27 protein-coding genes and 1 pseudogene are annotated in these 26518 nt (G+C 55.7%); 13 read left to right on the top strand and 15 right to left on the bottom strand.

Annotated features, from left to right (window positions below):
- Positions 1 to 40 precede the first annotated feature (40 nt).
- A complete protein-coding gene (locus BM395_RS10100) occupies positions 41 to 1525 on the top strand; it encodes an MltF family protein (RefSeq protein ID WP_090511302.1) in 1485 nt (494 codons plus the stop codon).
- Positions 1526 to 1531: 6 nt separating this feature from the next.
- Here the strand turns inward: BM395_RS10100 and BM395_RS10105 are convergent, their stop codons facing one another.
- The 3 genes from BM395_RS10105 to BM395_RS10115 form a co-directional block, all read right to left on the bottom strand.
- On the bottom strand, positions 1532 to 2731 hold the full coding sequence (locus BM395_RS10105) for a benzoate/H(+) symporter BenE family transporter (RefSeq protein WP_090511306.1): 1200 nt from the start codon (positions 2729 to 2731) through the stop codon (positions 1532 to 1534).
- Positions 2731 to 3345 (bottom strand): LysE family translocator, encoded by a 615-nt coding sequence (locus BM395_RS10110; protein ID WP_090511309.1) that lies wholly within the window; start codon positions 3343 to 3345, stop codon positions 2731 to 2733. The genes BM395_RS10105 and BM395_RS10110 overlap by 1 nt, the downstream gene beginning before the upstream one ends.
- A 121-nt stretch (positions 3346 to 3466) precedes the next feature.
- Entirely contained in the window at positions 3467 to 3901 is a 435-nt protein-coding gene (locus BM395_RS10115; protein WP_069899821.1) for a MarR family winged helix-turn-helix transcriptional regulator, read from the bottom strand.
- Positions 3902 to 3983: 82 nt separating this feature from the next.
- Here BM395_RS10115 and BM395_RS10120 point away from each other — a divergent pair, with 82 nt between their 5' ends.
- The gene (locus BM395_RS10120; protein WP_069899820.1) at positions 3984 to 5150 is read left to right on the top strand and encodes an aminotransferase-like domain-containing protein; all 1167 of its coding nucleotides are present in this window, start codon (positions 3984 to 3986) and stop codon (positions 5148 to 5150) included.
- A 95-nt stretch (positions 5151 to 5245) separates the two neighbouring features.
- Complete coding sequence (locus BM395_RS10125; protein ID WP_090511315.1) at positions 5246 to 5848, top strand: glutathione S-transferase family protein; 603 nt, start codon at positions 5246 to 5248, stop codon at positions 5846 to 5848.
- Positions 5849 to 6045: 197 nt separating this feature from the next.
- On the opposite strand, the gene BM395_RS23335 is transcribed toward BM395_RS10125, so the two are convergent.
- Complete coding sequence (locus BM395_RS23335) at positions 6046 to 6207, bottom strand: hypothetical protein (protein ID WP_170860582.1); 162 nt, start codon at positions 6205 to 6207, stop codon at positions 6046 to 6048.
- Positions 6208 to 6315: 108 nt separating this feature from the next.
- On the opposite strand from BM395_RS23335, the gene BM395_RS10130 reads away from it, so the two are divergent.
- Entirely contained in the window at positions 6316 to 6843 is a 528-nt protein-coding gene (locus tag BM395_RS10130) for a cupredoxin domain-containing protein (RefSeq protein WP_244528969.1), read from the top strand.
- 104 nt (positions 6844 to 6947) lie between these two features.
- Here the strand turns inward: BM395_RS10130 and BM395_RS10135 are convergent, their stop codons facing one another.
- Positions 6948 to 7316 carry a glutaredoxin domain-containing protein gene (locus tag BM395_RS10135; RefSeq protein WP_069899818.1) on the bottom strand — a complete coding sequence of 123 codons (369 nt, stop codon included), beginning with the start codon at positions 7314 to 7316 and terminating at the stop codon, positions 6948 to 6950.
- 188 nt (positions 7317 to 7504) lie between these two features.
- On the opposite strand from BM395_RS10135, the gene BM395_RS10140 reads away from it, so the two are divergent.
- The gene (locus BM395_RS10140; protein WP_069899817.1) at positions 7505 to 7741 is read left to right on the top strand and encodes a DUF3820 family protein; all 237 of its coding nucleotides are present in this window, start codon (positions 7505 to 7507) and stop codon (positions 7739 to 7741) included.
- Positions 7742 to 7763: 22 nt separating this feature from the next.
- Here BM395_RS10140 and BM395_RS10145 read toward each other — a convergent pair whose 3' ends face one another.
- Entirely contained in the window at positions 7764 to 8063 is a 300-nt protein-coding gene (locus BM395_RS10145; RefSeq protein ID WP_090511318.1) for a PilZ domain-containing protein, read from the bottom strand.
- A gap of 228 nt (positions 8064 to 8291) precedes the next feature.
- Between BM395_RS10145 and rssB the strand changes: the two genes are divergently transcribed.
- Positions 8292 to 9476: a two-component system response regulator RssB gene (gene rssB, locus BM395_RS10150; RefSeq protein ID WP_090511321.1), complete on the top strand. Its 1185-nt coding sequence runs from the start codon at positions 8292 to 8294 to the stop codon at positions 9474 to 9476.
- Positions 9477 to 9484: 8 nt separating this feature from the next.
- Positions 9485 to 9967: an anti-sigma factor antagonist RssC gene (gene rssC / locus BM395_RS10155; protein ID WP_090511776.1), complete on the top strand. Its 483-nt coding sequence runs from the start codon at positions 9485 to 9487 to the stop codon at positions 9965 to 9967.
- A 47-nt stretch (positions 9968 to 10014) separates the two neighbouring features.
- Here rssC and tal read toward each other — a convergent pair whose 3' ends face one another.
- A complete protein-coding gene (gene tal / locus BM395_RS10160; RefSeq protein ID WP_069899813.1) occupies positions 10015 to 10935 on the bottom strand; it encodes a transaldolase in 921 nt (306 codons plus the stop codon).
- Positions 10936 to 10989: 54 nt separating this feature from the next.
- A complete protein-coding gene (gene dusA, locus BM395_RS10165) occupies positions 10990 to 12003 on the bottom strand; it encodes a tRNA dihydrouridine(20/20a) synthase DusA (RefSeq protein WP_090511325.1) in 1014 nt (337 codons plus the stop codon).
- 116 nt (positions 12004 to 12119) lie between these two features.
- Here dusA and BM395_RS23840 point away from each other — a divergent pair.
- Positions 12120 to 12254, top strand: a pseudogene (locus BM395_RS23840) (site-specific integrase); the annotation flags it as partial.
- Positions 12255 to 12445: 191 nt separating this feature from the next.
- On the opposite strand, the gene BM395_RS10175 reads toward BM395_RS23840, so the two are convergent.
- Together BM395_RS10175 and BM395_RS10180 are read right to left on the bottom strand one after the other, a co-directional pair.
- Complete coding sequence (locus tag BM395_RS10175) at positions 12446 to 13150, bottom strand: hypothetical protein (protein WP_090511330.1); 705 nt, start codon at positions 13148 to 13150, stop codon at positions 12446 to 12448.
- A gap of 343 nt (positions 13151 to 13493) precedes the next feature.
- Entirely contained in the window at positions 13494 to 14579 is a 1086-nt protein-coding gene (locus tag BM395_RS10180) for an HNH endonuclease (protein WP_090511333.1), read from the bottom strand.
- Between the two features lie 241 nt (positions 14580 to 14820).
- Between BM395_RS10180 and BM395_RS10185 the strand changes: the two genes are divergently transcribed.
- The 5 genes from BM395_RS10185 to nirD all read left to right on the top strand — a co-directional run bounded on the left by BM395_RS10185 (position 14821) and on the right by nirD (position 21412).
- Positions 14821 to 15165, top strand: a complete 345-nt coding sequence (locus BM395_RS10185) for a hypothetical protein (protein WP_090511336.1) — start codon at positions 14821 to 14823, stop codon at positions 15163 to 15165.
- A 321-nt stretch (positions 15166 to 15486) separates the two neighbouring features.
- Positions 15487 to 16299 carry a formate/nitrite transporter family protein gene (locus tag BM395_RS10190; RefSeq protein WP_090511339.1) on the top strand — a complete coding sequence of 271 codons (813 nt, stop codon included), beginning with the start codon at positions 15487 to 15489 and terminating at the stop codon, positions 16297 to 16299.
- 49 nt (positions 16300 to 16348) lie between these two features.
- Positions 16349 to 18076 carry a bifunctional protein-serine/threonine kinase/phosphatase gene (locus BM395_RS10195; RefSeq protein WP_090511342.1) on the top strand — a complete coding sequence of 576 codons (1728 nt, stop codon included), beginning with the start codon at positions 16349 to 16351 and terminating at the stop codon, positions 18074 to 18076.
- Positions 18077 to 18458: 382 nt separating this feature from the next.
- Positions 18459 to 21020, top strand: coding sequence for a nitrite reductase large subunit NirB (gene nirB, locus BM395_RS10200; RefSeq protein WP_090511345.1), 2562 nt, complete (start codon positions 18459 to 18461; stop codon positions 21018 to 21020).
- Complete coding sequence (nirD, locus tag BM395_RS10205) at positions 21020 to 21412, top strand: nitrite reductase small subunit NirD (RefSeq protein ID WP_090511347.1); 393 nt, start codon at positions 21020 to 21022, stop codon at positions 21410 to 21412. The genes nirB and nirD overlap by 1 nt, the downstream gene beginning before the upstream one ends.
- 213 nt (positions 21413 to 21625) lie before the next feature.
- Here nirD and paaZ read toward each other — a convergent pair whose 3' ends face one another.
- From paaZ to paaB, 5 genes are all read right to left on the bottom strand, one after another.
- Positions 21626 to 23683 carry a phenylacetic acid degradation bifunctional protein PaaZ gene (gene paaZ, locus BM395_RS10210; RefSeq protein ID WP_090511350.1) on the bottom strand — a complete coding sequence of 686 codons (2058 nt, stop codon included), beginning with the start codon at positions 23681 to 23683 and terminating at the stop codon, positions 21626 to 21628.
- Positions 23684 to 23829: 146 nt separating this feature from the next.
- Positions 23830 to 24906, bottom strand: coding sequence for a 1,2-phenylacetyl-CoA epoxidase subunit PaaE (gene paaE, locus BM395_RS10215; protein WP_090511353.1), 1077 nt, complete (start codon positions 24904 to 24906; stop codon positions 23830 to 23832).
- A gap of 25 nt (positions 24907 to 24931) precedes the next feature.
- Complete coding sequence (gene paaD / locus BM395_RS10220) at positions 24932 to 25465, bottom strand: 1,2-phenylacetyl-CoA epoxidase subunit PaaD (RefSeq protein ID WP_090511356.1); 534 nt, start codon at positions 25463 to 25465, stop codon at positions 24932 to 24934.
- Positions 25452 to 26207, bottom strand: a complete 756-nt coding sequence (paaC, locus tag BM395_RS10225; RefSeq protein WP_090511358.1) for a 1,2-phenylacetyl-CoA epoxidase subunit PaaC — start codon at positions 26205 to 26207, stop codon at positions 25452 to 25454. Before paaC ends, paaD begins: the two co-directional genes overlap by 14 nt.
- A gap of 8 nt (positions 26208 to 26215) precedes the next feature.
- The gene (gene paaB / locus BM395_RS10230; RefSeq protein WP_090511361.1) at positions 26216 to 26497 is read right to left on the bottom strand and encodes a 1,2-phenylacetyl-CoA epoxidase subunit PaaB; all 282 of its coding nucleotides are present in this window, start codon (positions 26495 to 26497) and stop codon (positions 26216 to 26218) included.
- Positions 26498 to 26518 lie beyond the last annotated feature (21 nt).

Raw genomic sequence — 26518 nt, forward strand, 5'->3', positions numbered from 1 at the left:
TTTGAGCTTTAATCAATATCCCGGTAAACGAGTGACGAGCATGCAAATCAAGCGCCTTGCATTGTGGGCAGTGGGCATCGTTTTTTGCGTTACATTCGCTGTTGGCGTGGCGCTCTCAACGACTGAGGATGATGAGTTGAGTGTGGCCGAAGAGGCCGAAGTCGATGCCTTGGTGCTGCCTTTGCCCAAGCTCTGGACGGGTGATTTTGCCGGCATGCAAAAACGCCATATAGTCCGGGTGCTGGTGCCCTACAGCAAGAGCTTTTACAGCGTCGATCGCGGCCAGCAAGCCGGCATCAGCTACGACCTCAGCGTAGCGCTGGCGGCCTGGTTGAATAAAAATCATGCTGATCCCAAAGCTGCTGTGCGCTGGCAGGTGATGCTGATTCCGGTGGCGCGTGATGAACTGATCAGCCAACTGCTCAAGGGTCAGGGCGACATTGCTGCTGGTGGTTTGGTCATCACCGACAAGCGCTCTGCACAAGTCGCCTTCACCGCGCCGTTTACAGTCAGCGTTGGCGAGCTCTGGGTCAGTGCGCCAGGCACTGAACCGGTAACCGAAGTGGCGCAGTTGGCGGGGCGCCAGGTGATGGTGCGCCGCTCCAGCAGTTATTTTGAGCACCTTACCGAACTCAATAAAACCTTTCAGGCGCAAGGGCTCAAGCCGATTGACATTCAGTTGGTCGATGAGAATCTGGAAACCGAAGACCTGCTGGAAATGGTCAACGTCGGGGTTATTCCGGCGACGGTTGCCGACCACTATATCGCCGAGGCATGGGCTGGGCTGTATCCGGACATGCAGATCAACGAGGCGGTAAAAGTGCATGAGGGTTCTGCTTTTGCCTGGGCGATTCGCCCGGACAATCCGCAGCTTAAAAAGCAATTAGACAAGTTTGTAGAGGCGCACAAAGTCGGCACCTTGTTCGGTAACAGCCTGCGCAAAGATTACCTTGAGCAGACCTCTATCGTGGACCCGACTTCTGCGCGCGAGTTGGCCAAATTCAAGTCGCTGGTCGAGATATTCAAGAAGCATGCGCAAACCTACGATTTCGATTACCTGATGCTCATGGCGCAGGGATACCAAGAATCGCGGCTGGATCAGCAGGCGCGCAGCCCGAACGGGGCAGTCGGGGTTATGCAGATCCTGCCAAGCACGGCAGCAGACCCGCAAGTTGGCATCAAGAATGTTGCCAAGAGTGCGGACAATAACGTGGAGGCGGGCGCTAAGTATTTACGTTTACTGGAACAGAAGTACCTCGATGAGCCCGGTATCTCACCGACCAACAAGGTGCTGATGGCCTTCGCTGCATACAACGCGGGGCCAACCAATTTACGCAAATTTCGCCGGCTCGCGGAAAAGTCCGGGCTTGACCGCGATGTCTGGTTTGGCAACGTCGAACATGGCGCCGCGCGCATTGTCGGCCGCGAAACCGTGGACTACGTCGGCAATATCTATAAGTACTACGTAGCTTACAAATTGGCGCAGCAGCGCCAGCTTTTGCAAGACGCCACGACCAATCCCTGAGCCGGCTTAGGCGGCGTCTTTCTTGCCGGCGTTGAGAATCACCAGCGTCAGCAGGCCCGCGACGATCCCCCAGAATGCTGAGCCTACCGAGAACAGCGTCATCCCCGAAGCCGTCACCAGAAAGGTGATCAGCGCCGCTTCACGTTCTTTGGGCACGCTCATGGCCTGGGTCAGGCCGCCGATGATCGAGGCGAACAGCGCCAGCGCGGCAATCGACAGGATCAAGGCTTTCGGCAGAGCTGCAAACAGCGCCGCCATGGTTGCGCCGAAGATACCGGCAATGCCGTAAAACACTCCGCACCAGACGGCAGCTGTGTAGCGTTTGTTCGGGTCTTCATGGGCTTCCGGGCCCGCGCAAATCGCGGCGCTGATGGCGGCCATGTGAATGCCGTGCGAGCCGAATGGTGCCAGCAGAATCGAGAAAATCCCGGTGGTGTTGAGCAGTGGCGAAGCCGGCACCTGATAACCGTTAGCGCGCAAGACCGCCATGCCAGGCAGGTTCTGCGAAGTCATGGCCACAATGAACAACGGGATGCCGATGCTGATGGTCGCGGCCAGCGAGAAACTCGGCGTAGTCCAGACCGGTGTCGCCAATTCCAGATGAAAATTCTCGAAGTTGAGCAGGCCGAAAATACCCGCAAGCACGCAGCCGACAACCAGCGCCGCCAGCACCGCATAACGTGGCATCAGGCGCTTGCCGAGCAGATAGGCGAGCAACATGCTCACCACCAGAACCGGTTGCTGCTCGGCGGCGACGCAAATTTCGAGGCCGATTTTGAACAGCACACCCGCCAGCAGCGCCGCCGCGATAGAGGCCGGTATGTGGCGCATGAAACGGTCGAAGCTGCCCGTAATGCCGCATATCACGATCAAGCCTGAACAGATGATGTACGCGCCAATCGCCTCGCTGTATGGCACGCCCGGCAGGCTGCTGATGAGCAGTGCGGCACCAGGCGTCGACCACGCGATCATCACGGGCGCCCGATAACGCAAAGACAAGCCGATGCAGGTGATGGCCATGCCAATTGACAGTGCCCAGATCCATGAGGATATCTGGCCATTGCTCAAACCGGCGGCCTGGCCTGCCTGAAACATCAGTACCAGGGAACTGGTGTAGCCGGTGAGCATTGCGATGAAGCCTGCCACTACGGCAGAGGCAGAACTGTCAGCGAGTGGTCGCAGCGGGGTTTGTGCAGCTTCAGCCATCAAATTGTTCCTTTCACATCAACCAGAATCGGGTAGAGCGATGCCACCAGCAGCAACGCCATGCCGATATTGAAAACCCGCAAAACCCGCGGGTTGCTCAGCCACTTGCGCAACATGCTGCCGGCAACGGTCCAGATGGCCACGCTTGGGCAGTTTACCAGCGCAAACAGGCCGGCAATCAGCAGCACATTGAACAGAAAGTTCTCGTGCGGGGTGTAAGTGGTAATCGCGCCAATGGCCATTACCCAGGCCTTGGGATTTACCCATTGAAACGCCGCCGCTTGCAAGAAGGTAAAGGGATTTGCATTGGCGGTGACGTCACTGTTCGGAGCGCCCGAGCCTGAGATTTTCCAGGCCAGATACAAAAGATAGGCGGCGCCGAGATAACGCAGCACTTCATACAGGGGCGGGAATTGAGTGAACAGTTCGCCAAGCCCAAGGCCGACGGCGATCACCAGCACCATAAAACCGAGGCTGATCCCCAGCATGTGCGGCACGCTGCGACGCAGGCCGAAGTTCACGCCCGAGGTCAGCAGCATCATGTTGTTGGGGCCGGGGGTCACAGAAGTAACGAAGGCGAACGCGATAAAGGCGACGAGTAATTCAGCGGTCATGATGATGGCCTCGGGAGACGAATACAGAGCCTAAGCGCTGTTTGAGCCTTCGTCGCCGTACAGCCATGGAGTAAATCGACCGATACAGTTTCAGCTTTATTGCTGTAACCCTAAAGCTGTTCTAGCGGCTTTTACCCAATGCCAGATTCACTTGTATCCAGCTTTGCGCGGCGGCTTCACCTGTTTCGCCAAAAGCCTTTTGCAGCAGCCGGGTCTGTTCGCGGCGCAGGGCTTTTTCCAGTTTTGCCCCTTCAGCGGTGAAGTCGAGCAAACGCTTACGCTTGTCGTCGTTGGCGGTGACGCTTTGCACCAGATGCATTTCCAGCAATTGGCGCAGCGGAGTACTCAGTGCCTGCTTGCTGACGCCCAGATAGCCGAGCAATTCTTTTACGCTCAAGCCGGGATGGCGGGCGATGAAAAACAGGATGCGATGATGCACGCGTGAAAGCCCACGACGCGCCAGCATTTCATCGGCTTTGGCGGTGAACGCCTGATAACCAAAGAAAAATGCTTCCATCGCAGCTTGCTGAGCGGTCGGATTTTTAAGGTCAAGCATATTGACGTATCTACTCAAGTCAGCGTAGTTTCAGTCAAGCAGTTTGACCTATTTCCCCCGACTCGTGCTACTGGTGATATGAATGGCTTTCTCTGAACGTGTTGCTCGCCTCAAAAGCTCCCTGATCCGCGAAATTCTGGCGGCAGCGCAGCGCCCGGAAGTCATGTCATTTGCTGGCGGCTTGCCGGCAGAACCCATGTTGCCGAAAGTCGAGTGGGCCGACATGCCCACCAGCATGGGCCAGTACGGCATGAGCGAAGGCGAGCCGGCACTGCGTGAAGTGATCGCCGCCGAGGCTCGTGCGCTGGGCGTTCCTTGCGATGCCAGCCAGGTTTTGATCGTCAGCGGCTCACAGCAGACCCTCGATCTGGCGAGCAAACTGTTCATTGATCCGGGCACCGAAGTGTTGGTTGAAGCGCCGACCTATCTGGCCGCTTTGCAGGCATTCCAGTTGTTTGGCGCAGATTGCATTGCCGTGCCGCAAGAGTCGGATGGCCCGATGCTCGATGCCTTGCGCCAGCGTCTAGAGGCGCACAAGCCGGCATTCGCCTACCTGATTCCTACTTTCCAGAACCCATCCGCGGTGCGTTACAGCGAAGCCAAGCGTGATGCTGTGGCGGCGTTGCTCGATGAGTTCGGCGTGACCTTGATTGAAGATGAGCCGTACCGTGATCTGGTATTTGATGCGGGCAGCGCTACACCGATCGTCAGCCGTCTGAAAAAAGCCAGCTGGATCTACACCGGCACTGTGTCGAAAACCTTGTTGCCCGGTTTGCGTGTGGGCTACCTGATTGCCACGCCGGACCTGTATCCATACTTGCTGCGCCTGAAACAGTCGGCAGACCTGCACACTAACCGTGTAGGTCAGTGGCAGGCGCTGCAGTGGCTGGGAAGCCAGCAGCATCGCGATCATCTGGCGCAATTGCGCGACTTCTATCGTCAGCGTCGTGATGCGATGCAGGCGTGCCTGGAAGAGCATTTCGCTGATCTGGCCGACTGGCAAGTGCCGCAAGGCGGGTTGTTCTTCTGGCTGACACTCAAGCAGCCACTTGATACCCGTACATTGCTGGCACCGGCGTTGGCGCAGAATGTTGCGTTCATGCCGGGCGAACCGTTCTTTATTGATCCCGAGCAGAATCCGGGTCATCTACGCTTGAACTTCAGTCACGTGGCGCCAGAGCGCCTGGGTGAAGGTCTTAAGCGTCTTGCACAGGTAATCCGTGAAGCGCAGGCCAGTCTGGCAGCGTGAGGCGGGCGGGGCGGGCTGTGATGCCTGCTCCGGGTTTGAATGATAGGGAGCGTCAGGGCTGATTTCTCAGTGCTGCACAGTAGAGGAGGCTGGTTATGTTGAAGGTTTACGGTGATCTGCGTTCGGGCAACTGCTACAAGGTCAAGCTGATGCTGCACCTGCTGGGCTTGCCATACGAGTGGATCGCAATCGATATTCTCAAGGGCGAGACTCAGGGCGAAGCGTTTCTGGCCAAGAACCCTAACGGCAAGATTCCGGTGCTTGAGCTTGAAGATGGCACCTGCTTGTGGGAATCCAACGCGATTCTGAACTTCCTCGCCGATGGCAGCGGGTTTTTGCCCGTCGAGCCGCGCCTGCGCACTCAGGTGCTGCAGTGGCAGTTCTTCGAGCAATATAGCCACGAGCCGAATGTGGCAGTCGCGCGCTTTATCCAGCTCTATCAAGGCATGCCTGCCGAGCGCATGGATGAGTATCAGCGCTGCCAGAAGCTTGGCTACAAGGCGCTGCGGGTGATGGAAAAGCAATTGCAGCAAACCGAATATCTGGTGGGTTCGCAATACTCAATCGCCGATATCGCGCTGTATGCCTACACCCATGTCGCCGATGAAGGCGGCTTTGATCTGGCCGAGTTTCCGGCGATCCGTGGTTGGCTCGAGCGCGTTGCCAGCCATCCCAAACATGTCACTATGTTCGGCTGATAGTCTCAGCGCTAGCTGCGCAACACGGGATGACAAAATGCCTCGGACAAGTCATCCCGTGTGGGCACTAAATAGCGGATAATGCCGCCCTTAAACTTCTTCGCCAGAGCGCCAATGTCGAGCTTTGTTCGTTTCGTACTGCTGGTTGTATTTGCCCTTTGCCTGCCGGTAATGAGTAATGCTGCGAGTACGAATGCTCACTGCCAGAGCTTGTCGCCGTCTGCCAGTTCAGCGGCTGAACATTGCCCTGACTCATCACTTACACCGTGCAGCCATTGCCAGGTGTGCACCGGTACATTGCTGCAAAGCGCATCGCTGACAGGGGTGGCGCCGTTGCAGGCAGCCAAACCTGTCGTCATACCCGACAGCTTGTTTAGTCAACATATTCCAGAGATTGCCTTACCGCCTCCACGCGTCTGATCAACTCCCGCCTGTGCCGAGTTTTTATCAGTTATTGAGGATTGAATATGTTTACCAGCATGACTTTTTCCATGGTTGCAGTCGCGACTGTAATCAGCATGGCCAGCTCCGCAATGGCCGCCCAAGGTCACGACGATTCCCACGCGATGCATCACGATATGCAAGGTGAGCACACCCAGGTGAACCAGCAAAAGCCGTGGGGTATTGCCGGCAATGAAGCGCTGGTCACGCGCACTGTCGAGCTGCGCATGAATGATCAGATGATGTTTGTGCCCGCCAAGTTCGACGTGCAAGAGGGTGAAACCATCCGCGTGGTGCTGCATAACGACGGCAAGGTCGTGCACGAATATGTACTGGGCACGCAGGCCGAACTGGATGCGCATGCGGCCATGATGGCCAGCAATGTGCAAATGGAGCATCACCAGCCGTACATGGTGCATGTAGCGCCGGGTGAGACTGGAGAGATGATCTGGAACTTCAACCGCACCGGAGTATTTGATTTTGCCTGCTTGATAGCCGGGCATTATCAGGCTGGCATGGTCGGCAAGGTCAACGTGGTTGCTGCGTCCCAGTAGCGTTCAGGCAAATCTGCGTTAACTAAAAAGGGCCGCTGCGGTAAAACGCAGTGGCCCTTTTTATTGTGCGATCTGGCGACCTGAGTCGCCGTGAGGGTTATTGCTCAGGCAGCAAAGCGCTCTTCAAGGTAGGCATTGATGGCTTTGGATTCGTACAGCCATTTGCTCTCGCCATTCTCTTCAATGCGCAGGCACGGCACCTGAATCTTGCCGCCTTGTTCGAGCAGCGCCTGACGGTCTTGCTCGTTGTTTTTGGCATCGCGCAGCACAACAGGCACGTTGAGTTTGTGCAGGGTGCGGCGGGTTTTAACGCAGAAAGGGCAAGCCTTGAACTGATAAAGGGCAAGATTGGCGGCGCTTTGCTCGACTGCAGCCTGAGCTTGCGGGGTGCGTTTCATCTTGCGCGGACGGGTAATAAAGTCGAGAAAGATGATGATTTGGCCGAGGCCATTTCTGAGGGCTTTGATAAGCATTGCCGTTTAAAACCTGCGTTGAGTCTAACAAGGTGCGCAGCTTACCGGAGTTTTAATGGCTTGGCCTGCGCAACTTCACGAGCGGCAACCTCTGTATGCATCAGGTCAGCCATGCCAGCCTTTGGCTTGCGAGCGTGGCTGCGCGGGCTTAACCTTCGCAGCCAAGCCCAAATCTTCAAAGTGTGCCCATGAAACCTGAAGACCTGTTGTTACTGGTGACCCGCGAAATGCCTTATGGCAAGTACAAGGGCCGGTTATTCGCCGACTTGCCTGGCCATTACCTGAACTGGTTTGCCCGCGAAGGGTTTCCGAAGAACGAGACGGGGCGATTGCTTGAGCTGATGCAGGAGATTGATCACAACGGTTTGTCTGGCTTGCTCGATCCCTTGCGTAGCGGCCCGCGCAAGAACTATCGCCAAAGCTGATTTGTTACGCGTTGTATCGGACTCAGATCATCCGGATGACCGAGACACCGACCAGTCTGGTGCCGGCAGGCAGTTCGTTGACACGCACAACCTCGGCCTCTGCTTGTAGGTCTTCAAAGCTGTCCAGCCCGGAGGCAATGTGCACCAACACGCGGTCGCCCAAGGATAAAGCGCATTCGGTTTCGAGTTGCATGCCGGAGCTTGAGAGGTCGCGGCAAACGGCCGGGAACTCGTTATCGTTGAACACAAGGGTGGCGTTCGAGTTGAGGCGCATACGCAGGAAATCGCGCTTTTCGGTAAAATTACGTTCATCCTGAGACATGGGGCTATCCTCAAAGATAAGCTCGACTTGTTTGCAGTTGTTATAGCCTCCAGCTATTTGAGGTGTAAAGTCATATTCAGTGGATCTTTTGCGGATCGTCACACCCTTGAATCAGGAATCGGATGGGAGTACCGTCTGCGCCTTAATACGAACTGATAGCTCGCCTGAAAGGGTTGGTGATCAGTGTTTACGCCAACCCATCTCCGGCGTAGTTTGCCTGGATATCCCATGCACAAAACCAGTGCCACGCTGCTGATTATTGATGACGACGAAGTAGTGCGCGCAAGCCTTGCGGCCTACTTGGAAGACAGCGGCTTTAACGTTTTGCAAGCCAGTAACGGTCTACAAGGTCTGGAAGTATTCCAGCGTGAGAACCCCGATCTGGTGATATGCGATCTACGTATGCCCCAAGTCGATGGACTTGAGCTGATCCGGCGCATCAATGCGCTTGAGGTCGAGGCTCCGGTCATCGTGGTTTCCGGTGCCGGTGTGATGGGCGATGTGGTCGAAGCGCTGCGCCTCGGTGCGGTGGATTATCTGATCAAGCCGTTGGAAGACCTGGCTGTTCTTGAACACTCGATTCGCCGGGCGCTGGATCGGGTCAATCTGCGCCTTGAAAACAAACGTTACGGCGAGCAACTCGAGGTTGCCAACCGTGAGCTGCAGGCCAGCTTGCACCTGTTGCAGGAAGACCAGAATGCCGGGCGCCAGGTGCAGATGAACATGCTGCCGGAAACACCCTGGCAGGTTGCAGATTTGCAGTTCTCACACAGAATCATCCCGTCGCTGTATCTGTCGGGTGATTTCGTCGACTACTTTCGTGTTGATGAGCACCGTGTGGCATTCTATCTGGCTGACGTGTCTGGCCATGGTGCATCCTCGGCGTTCATCACCGTATTGCTCAAGTTCATGACCACGCGCCTGCTCTTCGAGTCGAAGCGCAATGGCACGTTGCCGAAGTTCAAACCGTCTGAAGTGCTTGGGCACATCAATCGCGGGCTCATCAATTGCAAACTGGGTAAGCATGTGACCATGCTTGGCGGCGTGATTGATGAACAAACCAATCGCCTGACGTACAGCATTGGCGGGCATTTGCCGCTGCCGGTGATGTATAGCAATGGTGATGCACAATATCTGCAGGGGCGTGGCTTGCCGGTCGGTCTGTTTGATGAGGCCGAATATTCGGATCACGAGATCGAGTTGCCGCAATCGTTCAGCCTGACGCTGTTGTCTGACGGCATTCTCGATTTGTTGCCGGGCGATACTCTGCAGGAAAAAGAAACCCAACTGCCTCAGCTAGTTAGCTCGGCAGGCGGCTCTTTAGAGGGGTTGAGCACAGCTTTGGGGCTGGCCAACCTCGCTGATATGCCGGATGATATCGCATTGATGGTGTTATGCAGGAACCTTGCATGAATCCTGGGATCGGTCCCGGAAGAATCCAATTCGCTGAACTTGACGGCACATTTGTTCTTAAGTTCGTGGGAGAAGTGCGCCTGACGCTCTGTTCCGCGCTGGACTCGACCATTGAAAAAATCTTCACGGCGCTCAATTTTTCCGCGATCGTCATCGATCTGACGGAAACGCGCAGCATCGACAGCACCACCTTGGGCTTGCTGGCGAAGCTGTCGATCTTGTCGCGGCAGAAGATCGGCCTGTTGCCCACGGTCGTCACCACGCACGCGGACATCACACGATTGCTGCAATCGATGGGTTTCGATCAGGTGTTCAACATCGTCGACCAGCCGGTGCCGTGTCCGCAGGCATTAGACGATTTGCCGTCACAGGATCAGTCGGAAGAAGTGGTGCGGGCTAAAGTGCTGGAAGCGCACCGGATTCTGATGGGCCTAAACGAGTCCAATCGTGAAGCTTTCCATGACCTGGTCAATGCGCTTGAGCATTCCTGAGTCTTGAAATTACAGCATGACGGGGCGCTTAGGCGCCCCGTTTGCGTTTAGCTGATCAGCAGTTTCTCGAGCTTCTCCTGATCGCGGGCGAACTGGCGAATGCCTTCGGCAAGCTTTTCAGTTGCCATCGGGTCTTCATTCATTGCCCAGCGGAATTGGCTCTGGTTGAGGCTCTGACGGGCTTCGCCTTGTGCATTGACGTCGAGCTTGCGCTCAAGCTTGCCGTTGTCGTCAGCCAGCGATTGCAGCAGTTCAGGGCTGATGGTCAGGCGATCACAGCCGGCCAGTTGCTCGATCTGGCTGAGGTTGCGGAAGCTCGCACCCATCACAACAGTCTTGTAGCCGTTGGCCTTGTAGTACTTGTAAATCCGGCTCACCGATTGCACGCCAGGATCTGCCGCGCCCACGTAATCGCAGCCTTCGGCTTTCTTGTACCAGTCGTAAATCCGCCCCACAAAAGGCGAGATCAAAAAGACCCCGGCATCCGCGCACGCTTGCGCCTGAGCAAAGGAGAACAGCAGCGTCAGGTTGGTCTGAATACCGTCTTTCTCAAGCTGCTCGGCAGCGCGAATCCCTTCCCACGTCGAAGCGATTTTGATCAGTACGCGCTCGCGACCAATACCGGCCTGCTGATACAGATCAATCAGGCGATGAGCTCGCTCAAGCGTGGCCTCGGTGTCGAAAGAAAGGCGCGCATCGACTTCAGTCGAAATACGGCCCGGAATAACCTTGAGAATTTCCTGGCCAACCGCCACACCAAAGCGGTCGCAAGCCATGCCCAGATCACCGTTGCTGGCGCTTACGGCATGCTTGAGCAATTCGCTATAGCGCGGCATGGCGGCCGCTTTAAGCAGCAGGGAAGGGTTGGTGGTCGCGTCTACCGGCTTTAACCGGACGATCGCGTCGAGATCGCCGGTGTCGGCGACCACGGTAGTGAACTGCTTGAGTTGATCCAGCTTGGAAGTCATGACAGTGCCTTGTCGTTGCAGATGCCATGACATTACCCGAGGGCGATTGCCGGCTCAATGTCCTTCGAGCAAAAGAGCCGCCTGATCAAACAGTTCCATTGGATTAGGGGCCTTGTGAATGTCCACCGAAAGCAATTGGCGGAAGCGCCGCGCACCCTTGAAACCTTGCGCCAAACCGAGCATATGACGAGTCACGTGGTGCATAGCCGCGCGCTCTTCCTGCAAATGTTGCTCGATATAGCCGCGCATGCTCAGCATCGCTTCATAGCGGCTGAGCACCGGCTTGTCGCAACCAAACAACTGTTGATCGACCTGCGCCAGTAAATAAGGATTGTGGTAAGCCTCGCGGCCGAGCATCACGCCATCGAAGGTTTCGAGGTGAGTCTTGCAGTCCTCAAGGGTCTTGATGCCGCCATTGAGAATGATCTCAAGGTCCGGGAAGTCCTGCTTGATCTGCGCAGCCACTTCATAACGCAGCGGCGGTACTTCGCGGTTCTCTTTCGGCGACAAACCCGAAAGAATCGCGATACGCGCATGCACAGTGAAACTCTCGCAACCCGCATCGCGTACCGTGCCGACAAAGTCACTCAGCTCTGCATAGCTGTCACGCCCATCAATGCCGATGCGATGCTTGACCGTGACCGGAATGCTCACCGCATCGCGCATCGCCTTCACGCAATCAGCCACTAATGCCGGATGCGCCATCAGGCAGGCGCCGATCATATTATTCTGCACCCGATCGCTCGGGCAGCCGACATTCAGATTCACCTCGTCATAACCCGCCGCCTCGGCAAGCTTGGCGCAGGCTGCCAAATCCGCAGGCGTGCTGCCGCCCAACTGCAACGCCAACGGATACTCCGCCTCGTCATGGCGCAAAAACCGCGCCGTATCGCCATGCAGCAACGCCCCGGTGGTGACCATTTCCGTATACAGCAGCGCATTGCGCGAAAGCTGGCGCAAGAAGAACCGGCAATGACGGTCTGTCCAGTCCATCATGGGTGCAACGCTGAAGCGACGGGACAGGGCAGGCGGCGTGGTTACTGGGGTTGAGGCTGATTTCTGGATCATTGGGCTCTGCGTGTTTCGGTGCATTTTAGGGCGCTTTTCTGGATATGAGTGGTACGACTTACCACTCATAGACTGACTCGTGTCGCTTTCGATATAGCTGCTATCAGAGCAAAAAAGTGGTGAATGGAACTGTCACCACACGGTTAAGATCGCTCAAACGTGATGGGGTGCAATTCTATCAAGAGACTCAGACCTTCGCTCGGAAACAGGGAGCGCAAGCTTGGGCTCGAAAGCTTGAAGCTCAACTTGATGGCTGGCTTGTTCGCGGACTCGGCCCCCATATGTTCCGGCCTTCGCTGTCATCTGGTTGCAAAACGGGCAATGCAGTTCTGGGTCGGGAGAGTAGATAAGCAGCCTGTGGCCAGAACGAGTAGAGCGCCAGATATCTCAACTGCTACCTCTTGAGGCTGTTGGCGTCACCTTGAGCATAGTCACAAGATGCTTAAGGTATCTCTACCGTATTAGTCGGAGCTGGTTGCTGCGCAGGCGGGAGAGGTGCTGAAGTAGTGCTACTTGCTTTTGGCGTTGTCGCATCTACCGCGAGTTGCGGCAGTTGCTTTTGCAGCTTTTGTAACTGCCGGAATACGGTAAAGTCCCTCAGCATAAAACTCGTGGCAAATACACCAATTAGAATGATCAGTGCTCCAGAAAGGGTAGTAGAAACCGTCCAATTAGAAACAATGGTAATTGCTATCCATAGAGTGCAACTGAAGATAAGCACGCCTGCAAATAATGAGTAATAAACGGTGAATTTATCAAAGTTGTCATTGCTGATTTTTAATTCACCTGCGTCATTCAATTGCAGAAATGAAGAATACGCTTTGAGTTGGGCCTTGCTGACTTTTGCAGTTTGATAAAGCTGCATCAGGGCATTGGCTCTGTCTGGCGTGGCTTTGATGCCTGTTGCCACACGAAAAATTTCATCATCTGCCATCGTGTTTATGAATAGCTTTAGCGATGGATTGTCCTCAATGGCTGACCGCAGCTTTACGATACGATTGACCTGTCTGCTGACGAAATAATCGTTGTGTAGGATAAATGCACCCGTAAATAACTTAATCAGAAGATTGCCAAGGCTTACTGCGGCAACGATAGACACGACAAATGAGTTACCACTCAGAAGAGTGGTTATGGCTTCGGTTTCCACCTGATACGTCCTTGTTTTTTGTAGGAAGCCCTAGAATATCACGCACGTCGATTTACCCGCATCACGCACGCGCAAGTGTTTAGGCCATAGCAGTTATGGACGAGTTTTTACGTGCAAATAAATTGCTTATGGCCCGAACTTAAGGAAGGAGTAATAGTGTGTTGGAAAACAACCTTAATCCAGCCAAAAGCAATAGCCTTTACGGAGTAGCGATCACTGAGCGCGATTTCATCTAGCCCTTAAGGTTAAATATATGAAGCTTTGTCGAAGGTCTCTTTTATTAAAGATTGGAGCTTTACTGCCTTAGTAGCCATATATTCTAGTTAGTTCGCGGTTTGAAAACTCACTCTCTAATCAGTCGCTTCACGCTTGAGTAAAGCCTTTCAACTAGGTCTTTTGCATTAACGCCGTAGTGCAGGGCGCGGTGGCAATTCGGACAGGTTGCAACCGCATTGTTGATAGTATCTGAGCCGTTTTCTGCGAGTTTTCTAACGTGATGAACTTCGAGAAATGGCATGCCTTCAACGTTCTTGAATGGTGCAGGCTGCTTGCAGCATTCACACACACCATTGGCCTCTTTCAACACCCAAGCTTTCACTTCCGGGTCGCGCTGATACTGCGTGACTGAGGTTACGCAGCTCTCAGGGGTTTGGCTGCCTTTGGGCTGAGGCAGGTACGGTTTCTTGATGCTCTCGCGGACTTCAAGCTCGAAAGTTACAACTGGTACGACAGGTTTATGCTCGACTTCGGCAATGAGCTGCTCGATCTGTTCTGCGATGTTAGCGCCGACGTTTTTGGCAGGTTTTAGCCCCGATAACCAGTCGCGGCCCATTAGCGTGAGCACATAGGAAATGTTCTGCATCCTGAACTCAAATGACTTCGCCGTGCGCCCGAATTGTGTGGCAAGTGCTTGGTAGTATTTTGTTTTGATGAAGGGAGTAGATGCCCGGTTTAGTCGTTGCATTTCTAGATAGGCGACTACAGCGGCGCGTAGCTCCTCGGTAGTCCAGTCTCTGCCCGCTGTGTGTTCTTCTGATGGTTGGGATGTGGGTAAATAGGGCGCCCAATCAAAATTTTTAGATTTTTGAATCTCACCTAACCACCATTGAAAGTCATCTTGATTGCGGCCGAAGAGCTTGTAGTAGCCAGGACCTGGGCTTAGTTTCTCCTTGTGAATGATCAAACCTGTGATGCCGGGTAGCCCCTGCTCTAACGTCCATTGCGCTAATGTATTTAGGCCTTGGTGCTGAAGGCTTGTGCCATAGGTGTCGCCTTCTTGCGAGAGATTTAACTCATCATGCACTTGCTTATAGCTGCTGAAAGTCCGAGGGTCATTTGGCTTGATACTTAAAAGCTTCGATACAAGAAATTGGAGTAAACGCTGGCCTTGAGCATCCAGCGTAATGGTGTTCGATAATCTGTTTGTCATTTACATCCTAACCGTTTTTTTTGTCCACTCAGATACTTTGCCAATAGGCGAGCATCACAAAATATTCGGCATAGTAGCGGCCAATGGCCATTACTTTGAAGCGCTAACTACTGATTTTTTGCTGTTTTAACCAATTTAAGTTGGGCCGATCAAAGCTGACCCTGGATCGTTGGGTAGGGCGAGTGGGTACTGTGCGTGTCCTGTGACACCGAGGCTGGTTTGATGTACTTAGAGCTGACTGATGCCAGCGCACAAAAAGCTAACGAAAACCAATGCGTGCAAATATGACTTCGCCGCGTTCACCCGGCTCAGCATCAAAGCCTGCAGTATTCACCCCACGCTGCACCTGTTCACGCCACCATTCGTTGGTGTGAGCTTTACCTATGTTGAAGACTTGATATTCCACGCTCGTGCGCTCACCTACATTGACGTCAGCGTACTCTGCCAAGCGAGCAAACCTATGGCTTTCAATCCCGGCACAACAATGGCTCAAGCAACATACGTCAGCGCCAGCCGTCTCAGTCGCGGCTCAGGGTGGGGCGTTTCTCCGGTTGTGTGCGCTGTTTTGGTTCCGAATGTCGCGTAAGCCGCTGTGAGTATCACTTAGTCGCTCTCTGCCAACAGCCCGCGAAGTCCCCGCTGGCGCGATGTCCGCGCAGATTCAGGGTGCTTGGCGCGCTACTTGCTAATCATCGGTGACACCATCGCAATCACGCGTGTGGCAGCCAATGATCAACGGCGATCAGGCAGCTCAAAAAAAACACTGCTGATTGCGATAAGTTGGGGCCATTGCGCCCGGTGTAACGCACAACTAACTAGGCAAAGAATTAACAGGCAAAGGCGCCTGGAGCTGAGAGGCTTCAGGCGTTTTTTTTTGCGTTGCGATACTGACACTTGGGGAAAATATATGTCCTATCTAGCTCCTGCTGAGTTCGTCACCAAGATGGTGGATTCCGGCGAATCGAAAATTTTCATGTCCACTCGCGACACCTTGATCCGCGCCTTTATGGCAGGTGCGATCCTGGCGCTGGCTGCTGTGTTTGCGATTACCATCACCGTGCAAACAGGTATGCCGCTGGTGGGTGCAATGTTGTTCCCGGTGGGTTTCGTGATGCTCTATCTGATGGGCTTTGATCTGCTCACCGGGGTGTTTGTATTGACGCCATTGGCATTGCTGGACCGGCGCCCAGGTGTGACGGTGAACGGTGTGCTGCGTAACTGGGGGCTGGTATTCCTTGGTAATTTTGGCGGCGCATTGACGGTGGCGGTGATGATGGCTTTCGTCTTTACCTATGGCTTCTCTGCGAGCCCGGGCGTTATCGGTGAGAAGATCTCGCACATCGGTGAGGCGCGTACGTTGGGTTATGCCGAGTACGGTCTGGCGGGCTGGATGACGATTTTCTTGCGCGGCATGCTGTGCAACTGGATGGTTTCTATGGGCGTGGTTGGCGCGATGATTTCGACCACTGTCAGCGGTAAAACCATCGCCATGTGGATGCCGATCATGCTGTTTTTCTACATGGGGTTTGAGCACTCAGTAGTGAACATGTTCCTGTTCCCGTCGGCGATGATCATGGGCGGTAATTTCTCGGTCATGGACTATATGCTCTGGAACGAGATCCCGACTGCATTAGGTAATCTGGTGGGCGGTTTAGCCTTCACCGGCCTGACGCTTTACACCACCCATGTGAAGACGGCGCCGAAGCGTACGTTCAGCTAAATGCAATCACGGTCCGGCAGCTAATCTGTCGGGCCGTGTCAGGAGCGACATGGCCAGCCAGCTCAAGGTGACCGTAGGGCAGCACTCCGACAAGGGACGCAAGGCTGCCAATCAAGACTTTCATGGGGTTTATATCCCGCAGGAACCGCAGCTAACCGCCAAAGGCATCGCCATTGCCTTGGCTGATGGCATAAGTAGTAGCGCGGTGAGCCACATTGCCAGTGAGTCGGCGGTAGGCAGTTTTCTTGGCGATTATTTCTGCACCTCTGATGCGTGGTCAGTGAAGAAGTCCGCGCAGCGGGTGTTGATGGCGACCAACTCGTGGTTGTACGCACAAACCCGTCAGAGCCAGTTCCGCTATGACCTCGACCGCGGCTACGTCTGCACGCTCAGCGCGATGGTTATCAAGTCGACGACCGCGCATATTTTTCATGCGGGTGACACGCGAATCTACCGATTGCGCGATGGCCGCTTGGAGCAGTTGACTGAAGACCATCGGCTTTGGGTATCGCAAGACAAAAGCTATCTAAGCCGTGCGATGGGTATCAATACTCACCTTGAGCTCGATTACCGTACATTTCAGGTAGAGCAGGGCGACTGCTTTTTGTTTGCCACCGACGGCGTTTACGAGTTCGCCAGCGATGCGCGCATGGTTGAGTTGATTACGACGCAGAATACTGACCTCGATGACGCCGCCCGGGCAATTGTTGAACATGCCTATACACAAGGCAGTGATGACAATCTCACCGTACAGATTGTTCGAGTCGACAGCTTGCCGCTGAACGAGGCGAGTGAGTTGCAGCAGCAAGTTGCTGAACTGGCATTCGCACCGTTGCTGCACCCACGCATGGAGTTTGAAGGCTTTCGGGTAATTCGCGAATTGCACGCCAGCAGCCGCAGCCATCTTTACTTGGCTGAAGATATCGACAGCGGCGCGCAGGTGGTACTGAAAATTCCATCGGTTGACCTGCAGCATGATTTGCAGCATCTGGAGCGTTTGCTGAGCGAGGAGTGGGTCGCGCGGCGTATCGACAGCCCGCAAGTGCTCAAAGCGCCTGTGCCAACCCGTAAACGCAACTTTCTCTACAGCGTCAGTGAATACATTGAGGGGCAGACGTTGCGTCAGTGGATTATCGACCATCCGCAAGCGCCGCTGGAGAAAGTACGCAGCATGGCCGAGCAGATTGGCAAAGGCTTGCAAGCATTCCATCGCCTGGAAATGCTCCATCAGGACTTGCGCCCCGACAACATCATGATTGATGCCAGCGGTACGTTGAAACTGATCGATTTTGGTTCTGCGCAGGTCGCAGGGTTGGTTGAAATCACCGCGCCATTTGCGCGCAACCAACTGCTGGGAACCGCGCAATACACCGCACCCGAATATTTTCTGGGTGAGGCGGGCTCGCCACGCTCCGATCAATTCTCGCTGGCGGTCATCATTTACCAAATGCTCAGCGGGCGCTTGCCGTATGGCGCTGAAGTGGCCAAGTGCAAAAGCCGTACAGCGCAGAATCGCCTGGTCTATCAGCCGTTGCGTGACAACGACCGTGAGCTTCCCGTGTGGATTGATGATGTGCTGCGCAAGGCGCTGCAACCCGATCCGTTAAAGCGTTATGCCGCACTCTCGGAATTTATTTTCGAGTTGCGTCAGCCCAATCAGTCGCTGCTCAATAAGCATCGCCCACCGCTGCTTGAGCGAAATCCCCTGATGTTCTGGAAGGGACTTTCCGCGATTCTGGGCGCCGTGATTATCTGGCTGTTAAGCACCGGCTCTTAACACCCTGAACATTCGAATGCTGAGCGCTGGGGTTTGGCATCAGCGCGGTGCAATTTTCATTCAAGGCGCACCAATTGAGTTCCAAACCCGTTCTGCGGATGACTGCTGAGTTGGTTATATGCGCAGCGCAGGCCCTCAAACCAGCCATTTCAGCTATCTGGCATAGGCCTTGCTAATACTCAATCAGTGCTCTCTCTTTTGAGAGCAGCCCAATCGGTCAATGGCGATCGAGCGTTCTATAAAGAACTAGGGCACAGACGGTGAGCTCGGCATGACGGCCGCAGTAGCACCGCAAACGAACAGGCAATGGCGCCTGGGACCGTGAGGTTCCAGGCGCCTTTTTTTTGCTTTTGAAAATGTGATCAGCTCGAACGGGTGCTCTATGAACTCCACTGTCGCAACCTCAAATAATCTGCCAACGCTGATCGTTATCGGCAATGGCATGGTCGGTCATCACTGCGTAGAGCAGCTGATTGAGCGCGGCGCGTTGGCTCAGTACCAGATTCAGGTATTCAGCGTAGAGCCGCTGCGCGCATACGACCGTGTGCACCTCTCCGAGTACTTTGGCGGGCGTGACGCCGAGTCGTTGGCACTCAGCGGCGCTGAACTGTATCAACAGCCGGGCGTTACGTTGCATCTGGGGATTCCCGTGCTGGAGATTGATCGCGAGCGCTGTGAGGTGATCACTGCCCAAGGCTGTTTTAGCTTCGACAAGTTGGTGCTGGCGACAGGTTCTTACCCGTTCGTGCCGCCTATTGAAGGCGCTGAAGGACATTCGCGCTTGGTGTATCGCACACTGGCGGATCTCGACACTATTCGCTTGGCGGCCAAGCAGGCGACTCGTGGGGTAGTGGTCGGCGGCGGGTTGCTGGGATTAGAGGCAGCCAATGCACTGAAGTCGCTGGGCCTTGAAGCGCACGTTGTCGAGTTCGCGCCACGTTTGATGCCGGTGCAACTGGATGATCACGGCGGCTTAGCACTGAAAGCTCAAATAGAAGCGCTGGGCGTCAGCGTGCATTTGTCGCGAGCTACCCAGTCAATCAGCGCCGGCCGCGAATTCCGCTATCGCATGAACTTCAGCGGTGATGAGTTCCTCGAAACCGACCTGATTGTCTTCTCTGCTGGTATTCGTCCGCAGGATGCATTGGCCCGGCAATGTAATCTGGAGCTTGGGCCTCGCGGTGGGGTGGCGATCGACAGCCAGTGCCGTACTAACGATCCGAATATTTATGCCATTGGTGAGTGCGCCGCCTGGAACGGCGGAGTGTACGGCTTGGTCGCTCCCGGCTATCAAATGGCCCGTGCAGTTGCCGCACAATTATGCGGTGAAGACAGCGAGCCATTCATGGGCGCCGATATGTCGACCAAGCTTAAATTGCTTGGCGTCGACGTCGGTTCTATCGGCGATGCACACGGTGCCACTGCCGGTTCACGCAGCTATCGCTTCATCGACGAAGCCACTGCCAGCTATCGCCGCTTAGTGGTTTCGGCTGATGGCAAACACGCCATCGGTGCAGTGCTGGTAGGTGACAACAGTTACTACGACACCCTGTTGCAGTACGTACAAAACGACATCAAATTACCGGCAGATCCGTCTTGCCTGATCTTGTCGCAAGGTGAAGGTGCGCCGGCATTAGGGGCTGATGCATTACCTGCGACGGCTACCATTTGCTCGTGCCATAACGTCAGCAAAGCGGCTGTGTGTGCAGCTATCGATGGCGGTTGCAGCGACCTTGCCGGTCTTAAATCATGCACCAAGGCTGCAACGGGTTGTGGCGGTTGCTCGGCACTGCTCAAGCAGGTTTTTGAACATGAGCTGACAGCGCGCGGCGTAGTGGTCGACAAAAGCTTGTGTGAGCATTTCGCCTATACCCGCCAAGAGCTGTACGCGATTGTGCGGGTCGAGGGCATTGAAAACTTTGAAGAGCTGCTGGCCAAGCATGGCAAGGGTCATCTCGGTTGCGACATCTGCAAACCCGCGGTGGGCTCAGTGCTGGCATCCTGCTGGAACCGCTCGATTACCGATCCGTCGCTGGTGCCGTTGCAAGACACTAACGACACCTTCATGGCCAACATGCAGAAGAACGGCGCCTACTCGGTGGTGCCGCGCATTCCAGGGGGTGAAATTACCCCTGATGGGCTCATCGCCATTGGCGCTGTGGCGAAAAAATACGACCTCTACACCAAGATCACTGGCGGCCAGCGTATTGATCTGTTCGGTGCGCAGCTACACGAGCTGCCCGATATCTGGAGTGAGCTGATTGCTGCAGGCTTCGAGACAGGGCACGCCTACGGCAAATCGCTGCGTACGGTGAAATCCTGTGTCGGCAGTAATTGGTGCCGCTACGGCGTGCAAGACAGTGTCGGCATGGCGCTGCGCCTTGAAGATCGCTACAAAGGTTTGCGCTCACCGCACAAGATCAAGTTTGCAGTTTCGGGCTGTACCCGCGAATGCGCGGAAGCGCAAAGCAAAGACGTCGGCGTGATTGCCACTGAGAACGGCTGGAACCTCTACGTCAGTGGTAATGGCGGTATGCGTCCACGGCATGCCGAGCTGTTTGCGACAGATCTGGATGACGCCACGCTCATCCGTTACATCGATCGCTTCTTGATGTTCTACGTGCAGACTGCCGATCGCCTGCAGCGCACCTCGGTGTGGCGCGAGTCGTTGGAGGGCGGGCTGGATTATCTCAAGGCGGTGATTATCGATGACAGCCTGGGGCTTGCGGCTGAACTGGAAGCGCAGATGCAATTAGTCGTCGACCGTTATGAGTGCGAGTGGAAAAACGCCCTCAACGACCCCGAGAAACTCAAACGCTTCCGGACGTTCGTCAACGACAAGCGCAGCGATCCGGATATCCACTTCGTTAAAGAACGCCAGCAACGCCGGCCCGTACGCGACGCCGAACTTTCCCTGATCCCGTTATATGAGGAGGTGGTTTGATGAGCCCATCAAGTGCAACCCTGCTTGAGCAACAACTGACCCTGCAATGGCAATCGCTGTGCAGCCGTACTGATCTGGTCGCCAACTCAGGAGTGGTGGCATGGGTTGATGGCGCCCAAATCGCGCTGTTCTACCTGCCCGGCGAGGAGAGCGGTAAACAGCTTTACGCCATTGATAATCGCGACCCCAAGTCAGGCGCTAACGTAATAGGTCGCGGAATCGTTGGCAATTTGGCCGGTGATCTGGTGATCGCGGCGCCACTCTACAAACAACATTTTCGCTTAGAAGATGGCACGTGCCTGGAATACCCAGAGCAACAACTGCGCACATGGCCGGTGCGGTTGCAGGGCGATGGTGTAGAGATCGGGCTCAGTGAACTGGGCTCGATATGAGTTCGCATTGCCGGACTGAGGGTTGTTAGCGAAGGCAACTGATTGGGCCTGCCGAGATCCCTTCCAAATTAAGGGCGATGGTGATGCGTTCATTACCATCGGCCTCAAGATTTTTCGTGTTAGGTATCTGCTGACGGAAAAATCCGGACTGGGCTGCCCCAATGAGTCGAGGGGCAGTGCGTTTTACGCGTCCGGATTCTCAGCGCCTGCCGATCAGGCTTCGTTACGCTTTAGCACCAATGTCAGGATGTCGTAGCTGGCGACCAGCTCGCCGTCTTGATTGGTCACTTCCACGTCCCATGCCACTACACCCTGCGGCTCGCCTTTCGGGCTGGTTTTGCCCTGATCGATCTTGCGCTTGCAGGTCAGGCGCGCCTGAATGGTGTCACCAATCCCGACCGGGTTGATGAAACGCAGTGTGTCCAGGCCATAGTTGGCCAGTACCGGGCCGACGCCTGGCGATACAAACAGGCCTGCTGCGGCCGAGAGCACAAAGTAGCCGTGTGCGATGCGCTTGCCGAATTGCGATTCCTTAGCGGCAATATCGTCGAAGTGCATGTAGAAGTGATCGCCCGACAAGCAGCCAAAGTTGACCAGGTCCGCTTCTGTTACGGTGCGGCGATGAGTCAGCAACGACTCGCCGATTTTCAGCTCTTCGAAGTAGCGGCGGAACGGATGAACTTCGGTTTCGTAGACTTTAGCGCCGCACACGTATTCGCCGGTTACGGCCATCAGCATGCTTGGCGAACCCTGCACGGCGGTGCGCTGCAGGTAATGTTTGACGGCGCGCAGGCCGCCCAGTTCTTCGCCGCCACCTGCACGGCCAGGGCCGCCGTGCTTGAGTACGGGCAACGGTGAGCCGTGGCCAGTGGATTCAGCGGCAGATTCGCGATCCAGAATGTGCAAGCGACCGTGCAGTGCGGCGGCAGCAGGAACAACGCGCGCGGCAACTTGCGGGTCTTTGGTGATGAGGCTGGCAACAAGGCTGCCTTTGCCGCGAGCAGCGAGGGCGATGGCTTCGTCGATATCGTCGTACGCCATCAGGGTACTGACAGGGCCGAAGGCCTCGATATCATGCGCGCCACCCTCGGCGTGCGGGTCGCGGGCAAGGAGCAGGGTCGGGGCGCAGAACGCACCTTCGGCTACGCCTTCACCCAGCGGTTCGAAACCGTCATTTGCGCCGAGCAAAAGTTCGCTGCTTTGCAGCAGTGCCTGAATGCGTTCAGCCACGTCGGCCTGCTGCGAGTGCGAAGCCAGTGGGCCCATGCGCACGCCTTCAACAGACGGATCGCCGGCGACTACTTTGGCAAGGCGGGCGCGCAGGCGCTCTGCAACTGCGTCAATGTGTTTAGCTGGGACAATGGCGCGGCGGATAGCTGTGCACTTTTGGCCGGCTTTGACGGTCATTTCGCGCGCAACTTCTTTGACGAAAAGACCGAATTCCGGATCATCCGGGGTGATTTCAGGCGCGAGAATGGCACAGTTCAACGAGTCGGCTTCGGCATTGAATGGCACCGAATTACGAATCAGGTTGGGATTGACCCGCAGTTTTGCTGCGGTGTCGGCAGAGCCGGTGAAGGTCACTACATCCTGACCTTGCATGCGGTCGAGCAAATCGCCGGTGCTGCCGATGATCAATTGCAGGCTGCCAGCTGGGAGCAGGCCGGATTCGTGCATCATGCGCACGGTGGCTTCGGTCAGGTAGCTGGTGGCCGTGGCGGGTTTGACAATGCACGGCATGCCGGCGAGAAAGCTGGGGGCAAACTTTTCGAGCATTCCCCAAATCGGGAAGTTGAAGGCGTTGATGTGCACGGCAACACCGCCACGTGGTACCAGAATATGGCTGCCGGCAAAGGTGTTGAGTTTGCCCAACGGCATTGCCGGGCCTTCGTGGACGACATTGCCGGATGGCATTTCACGGGCACCAATGCCCGAATAGGTGAACAGCGTTCCCGCGCCACCCTCAATGTCGATCCAGCTGTCAGCACGGGTTGCGCCACTGTGATGGGACAGTGCGTACAGCTCTTCCTTACGCTCCAGCAGGTATTTAGCCAACGCTTTGAGGCGCTGCGCGCGCTGCTGGAAGTCCATTGCCATCAGTTCAGTGATGCCACGTTGACGGGCATGCGCTACCGCCTCTGCAAAATCCAGCGCTTCTTCGTGAGTATGGGCGATGGTCTGGCCGTTGATGGCACTGCGTAATGACTGTGCGGCGTGCTGGCCGACCCAGCGTTCACCAATAAAGCTTTGCAAGATGCTTTGTTGATACATTTGATCTCTCCGAATTCATGACGGCCTGTATTGTCAGGCGGGGTGCAACTGCTCGCAGTACGCTGAGCAGTTGCATCGAATTGGCAGCAGGCGCATTGGCGTCTGCGTGGCTGTGCAGTGTTAGGTGTGCACAGGTGTCGAAGTGCTTACAGTTCGTCGAAGTCGAGAACCACTTTTTCGCTGATCGGGTAGCTCTGGCAGGACAAAACGTAACCTGCGGCGACTTCGTAGTCTTCGAGAGCCAAGTTACTGTCCATCTCGACCTCGCCTTCAATGACTTTGCATTTGCAGGTTGAGCACACGCCTGCTTTACACGAGTAGGGCAGTTCCGCGCCTTGGGCGTTGCCCGCATCGAGAATGCTCAGGCTGTTACGCGCCAACTCGTACGTCTTGCTATGCCCATCGCTGGTGACGGTGATCTGACACAGGGCGCTGTCGACGGTTGCGGCTGCTTGGCGGGCCTGACGTTTTTGCTCGCTGCCCACGGCGGCGAACAGCTCGAAATGGATACGTTCACTGGCCAGCCCATTGATCTTGAGTTGGTCGCGCACGGTTTCGGTCATGGCTTGCGGGCCACAGATGAAGGCCGCATCGAGGGTGCTAACATCGAGCCATTGCTTGAAGAACTGCGCGCACTTATCGGCGTCGATATGACCGTTGTAGAGGTCAACGTCCTGCTGCTCACGGCTGAACAGATAGATAATGTTGAGGCGCTGCAGGTACACATTCTTCAGGTCGCTCAGCTGGTCGCGGAACAACGTCGAATTGCTTGAGCGGTTGCCGTAGAGCAGGGTGATGCGGCTGTGCGGTTCGGTTTCGAGGGTCGTCTTGATGATCGACAGAATCGGCGTGATACCACTGCCCGCCGCTACGGCGAGGTAGTTGCCGTGGCGTGCAGGATCAAGCTCGACATGAAATGAGCCGCTCGGCGGCATCACTTCAAGGCTGTGGCCTGCCTTGAGCGCGTCATTGGCAAAACCCGAAAAAACACCGCCGCTCACGCGCTTGATGGCAACGCGCAGGTCGTTGTCGTTAACGCCGGTACAAATGGAGTAGGAGCGGCGCACTTCTTCGCCATTGATCTGAGTGCGCATGACCAGGTGCTGGCCTTGCGTGAAGCGAAACTCGTCGCGCAGCTCGCTGGGAATATCGAAAGAGATCGAGACCGCGTCACGCGTCTCGGCGCGTACGTCTTTGATCTTGAGGTTGTGAAATTTGCTCATTATTGTTCTCCGGCGATAGCTGCGCTCAGATGCACTTGAAATAATCAAAAGGTTCCAGGCAGTCACGGCAACGGTACAGCGCCTTGCAGGCGGTCGAGCCGAACTGGCTGAGCAGTTCTGTGTTGGAGCTGTTGCACTGTGGGCAGCAGATGGCAGTGCTTTCACCGAGCAGGCTGCGTTTACTGCTGCTGCCAACTGGCGGGGCAATCCCGTAAGCACGCAGACGTTCGCGCCCTTGCGCTGTAATCAGATCGGTATTCCAGGCCGGGGTGAGGCGGCGTTCCAGGTTGGGCGTGGCAAAACCGGCTTGTTCCAGCGCCTGACGGATATCGTCCTCAATCACCTCGGTGGCGGGGCAGCCGGAGTAGGTCGGGGTTACAACAAGGTGGACGTGGCCCTGTTGCCAGTCCACCTCGCGCACGATGCCCAAATCGACCACGCTGACCACCGGCACTTCGGGGTCCATGACCTCAGCCAGTACTGCCCAGGCTTCGGCAATGTCGCTGGCCGATCCCGGGCGAGCGCCCTGATCGCTGGCAATCAGATCACCAGGTTGCATTTGGATACGTCCGCGGCAGGTACTGCATCTCTGCCAGAATGAAACCCAGGTGCTCGGTGTGCAGGCCTTTACGACCACTCAGGTAGAAATAGTTTGCCGGGCTTGGAACTGGCAGGGTCGCGAGCGTGAAGATCTGCGTCACTTCGGCCAGCCAGGCGTTAGCGGCTTTGTCGTGGTCGGCAGCAATACCTGCTGCAGCCAGACGCTGCTCGGTTTCATCGGCTGCACCCAGTTCCACGGTGAAGCGCCAGACTTGCTCGATAGCGGCCAACATGCGGGCATGGCTCTCTTCAGTGCCATCGCCCAGGCGTTGAATCCACTCACCCGAACGGCGCAGGTGATAAGTCACCTCTTTCAGCGCTTTGGCGGCAATCCCGGCAATGCGCTCGTCGCTCGAATTGCACAGCTGCTGCAATACATCAAAGTGCCACGCATCGTAGAGAAATTGCTTGGTCATGGTGACGGCGTAATCACCATTAGGCTGTTCGACCAAGAGCAGGTTACGGAAGCTGCGCTCATCACGGCCGAAGGCAAGATCGTCAGCCGTGCGGCCGTCGTTGAGCAATTCGGCGGCATATTCGAGCCAGTTACGCGCCTGACCAACAAGGTCGAGGCCTACGTTCATCAGCGCCAGTTCTTCTTCAAGAGCCGGTGCATTACCGCACCACTCGCACAACCGCTGGCCCTGGATCAGGGCTGTGTCACCGAGGCGCAGCAGGTATTGGATCAGATCATCGTTCATCTACAACCTCACATGTGGCCGACTTCGGCCGGCAACTCGTAGAAGCTGGCGTGGCGATAGATTTTGTCGTTCGATGGATCAAACAGCGGCTCTTTCTCGTCGGGCGCTGAGGCAGTGATCGCAGCAGAAGGCACAACCCACAGGCTTACCCCTTCGTTGCGACGGGTGTACAACTCACGCGCGTTTTCCAGCGCCATGGAGGCGTCGGCGGCATGCACGCTGCCCACATGTTTGTGGTTGAGACCGTGCTTGCTGCGCACGAAAACTTCAAAAAGGGTCCAGTCAGACATGGCAGTAATCTCCTTGCGCGC

The organism is Pseudomonas marincola (assembly GCF_900116605.1).
Classification (GTDB): Bacteria; Pseudomonadota; Gammaproteobacteria; order Pseudomonadales; family Pseudomonadaceae; genus Aquipseudomonas; species Aquipseudomonas marincola.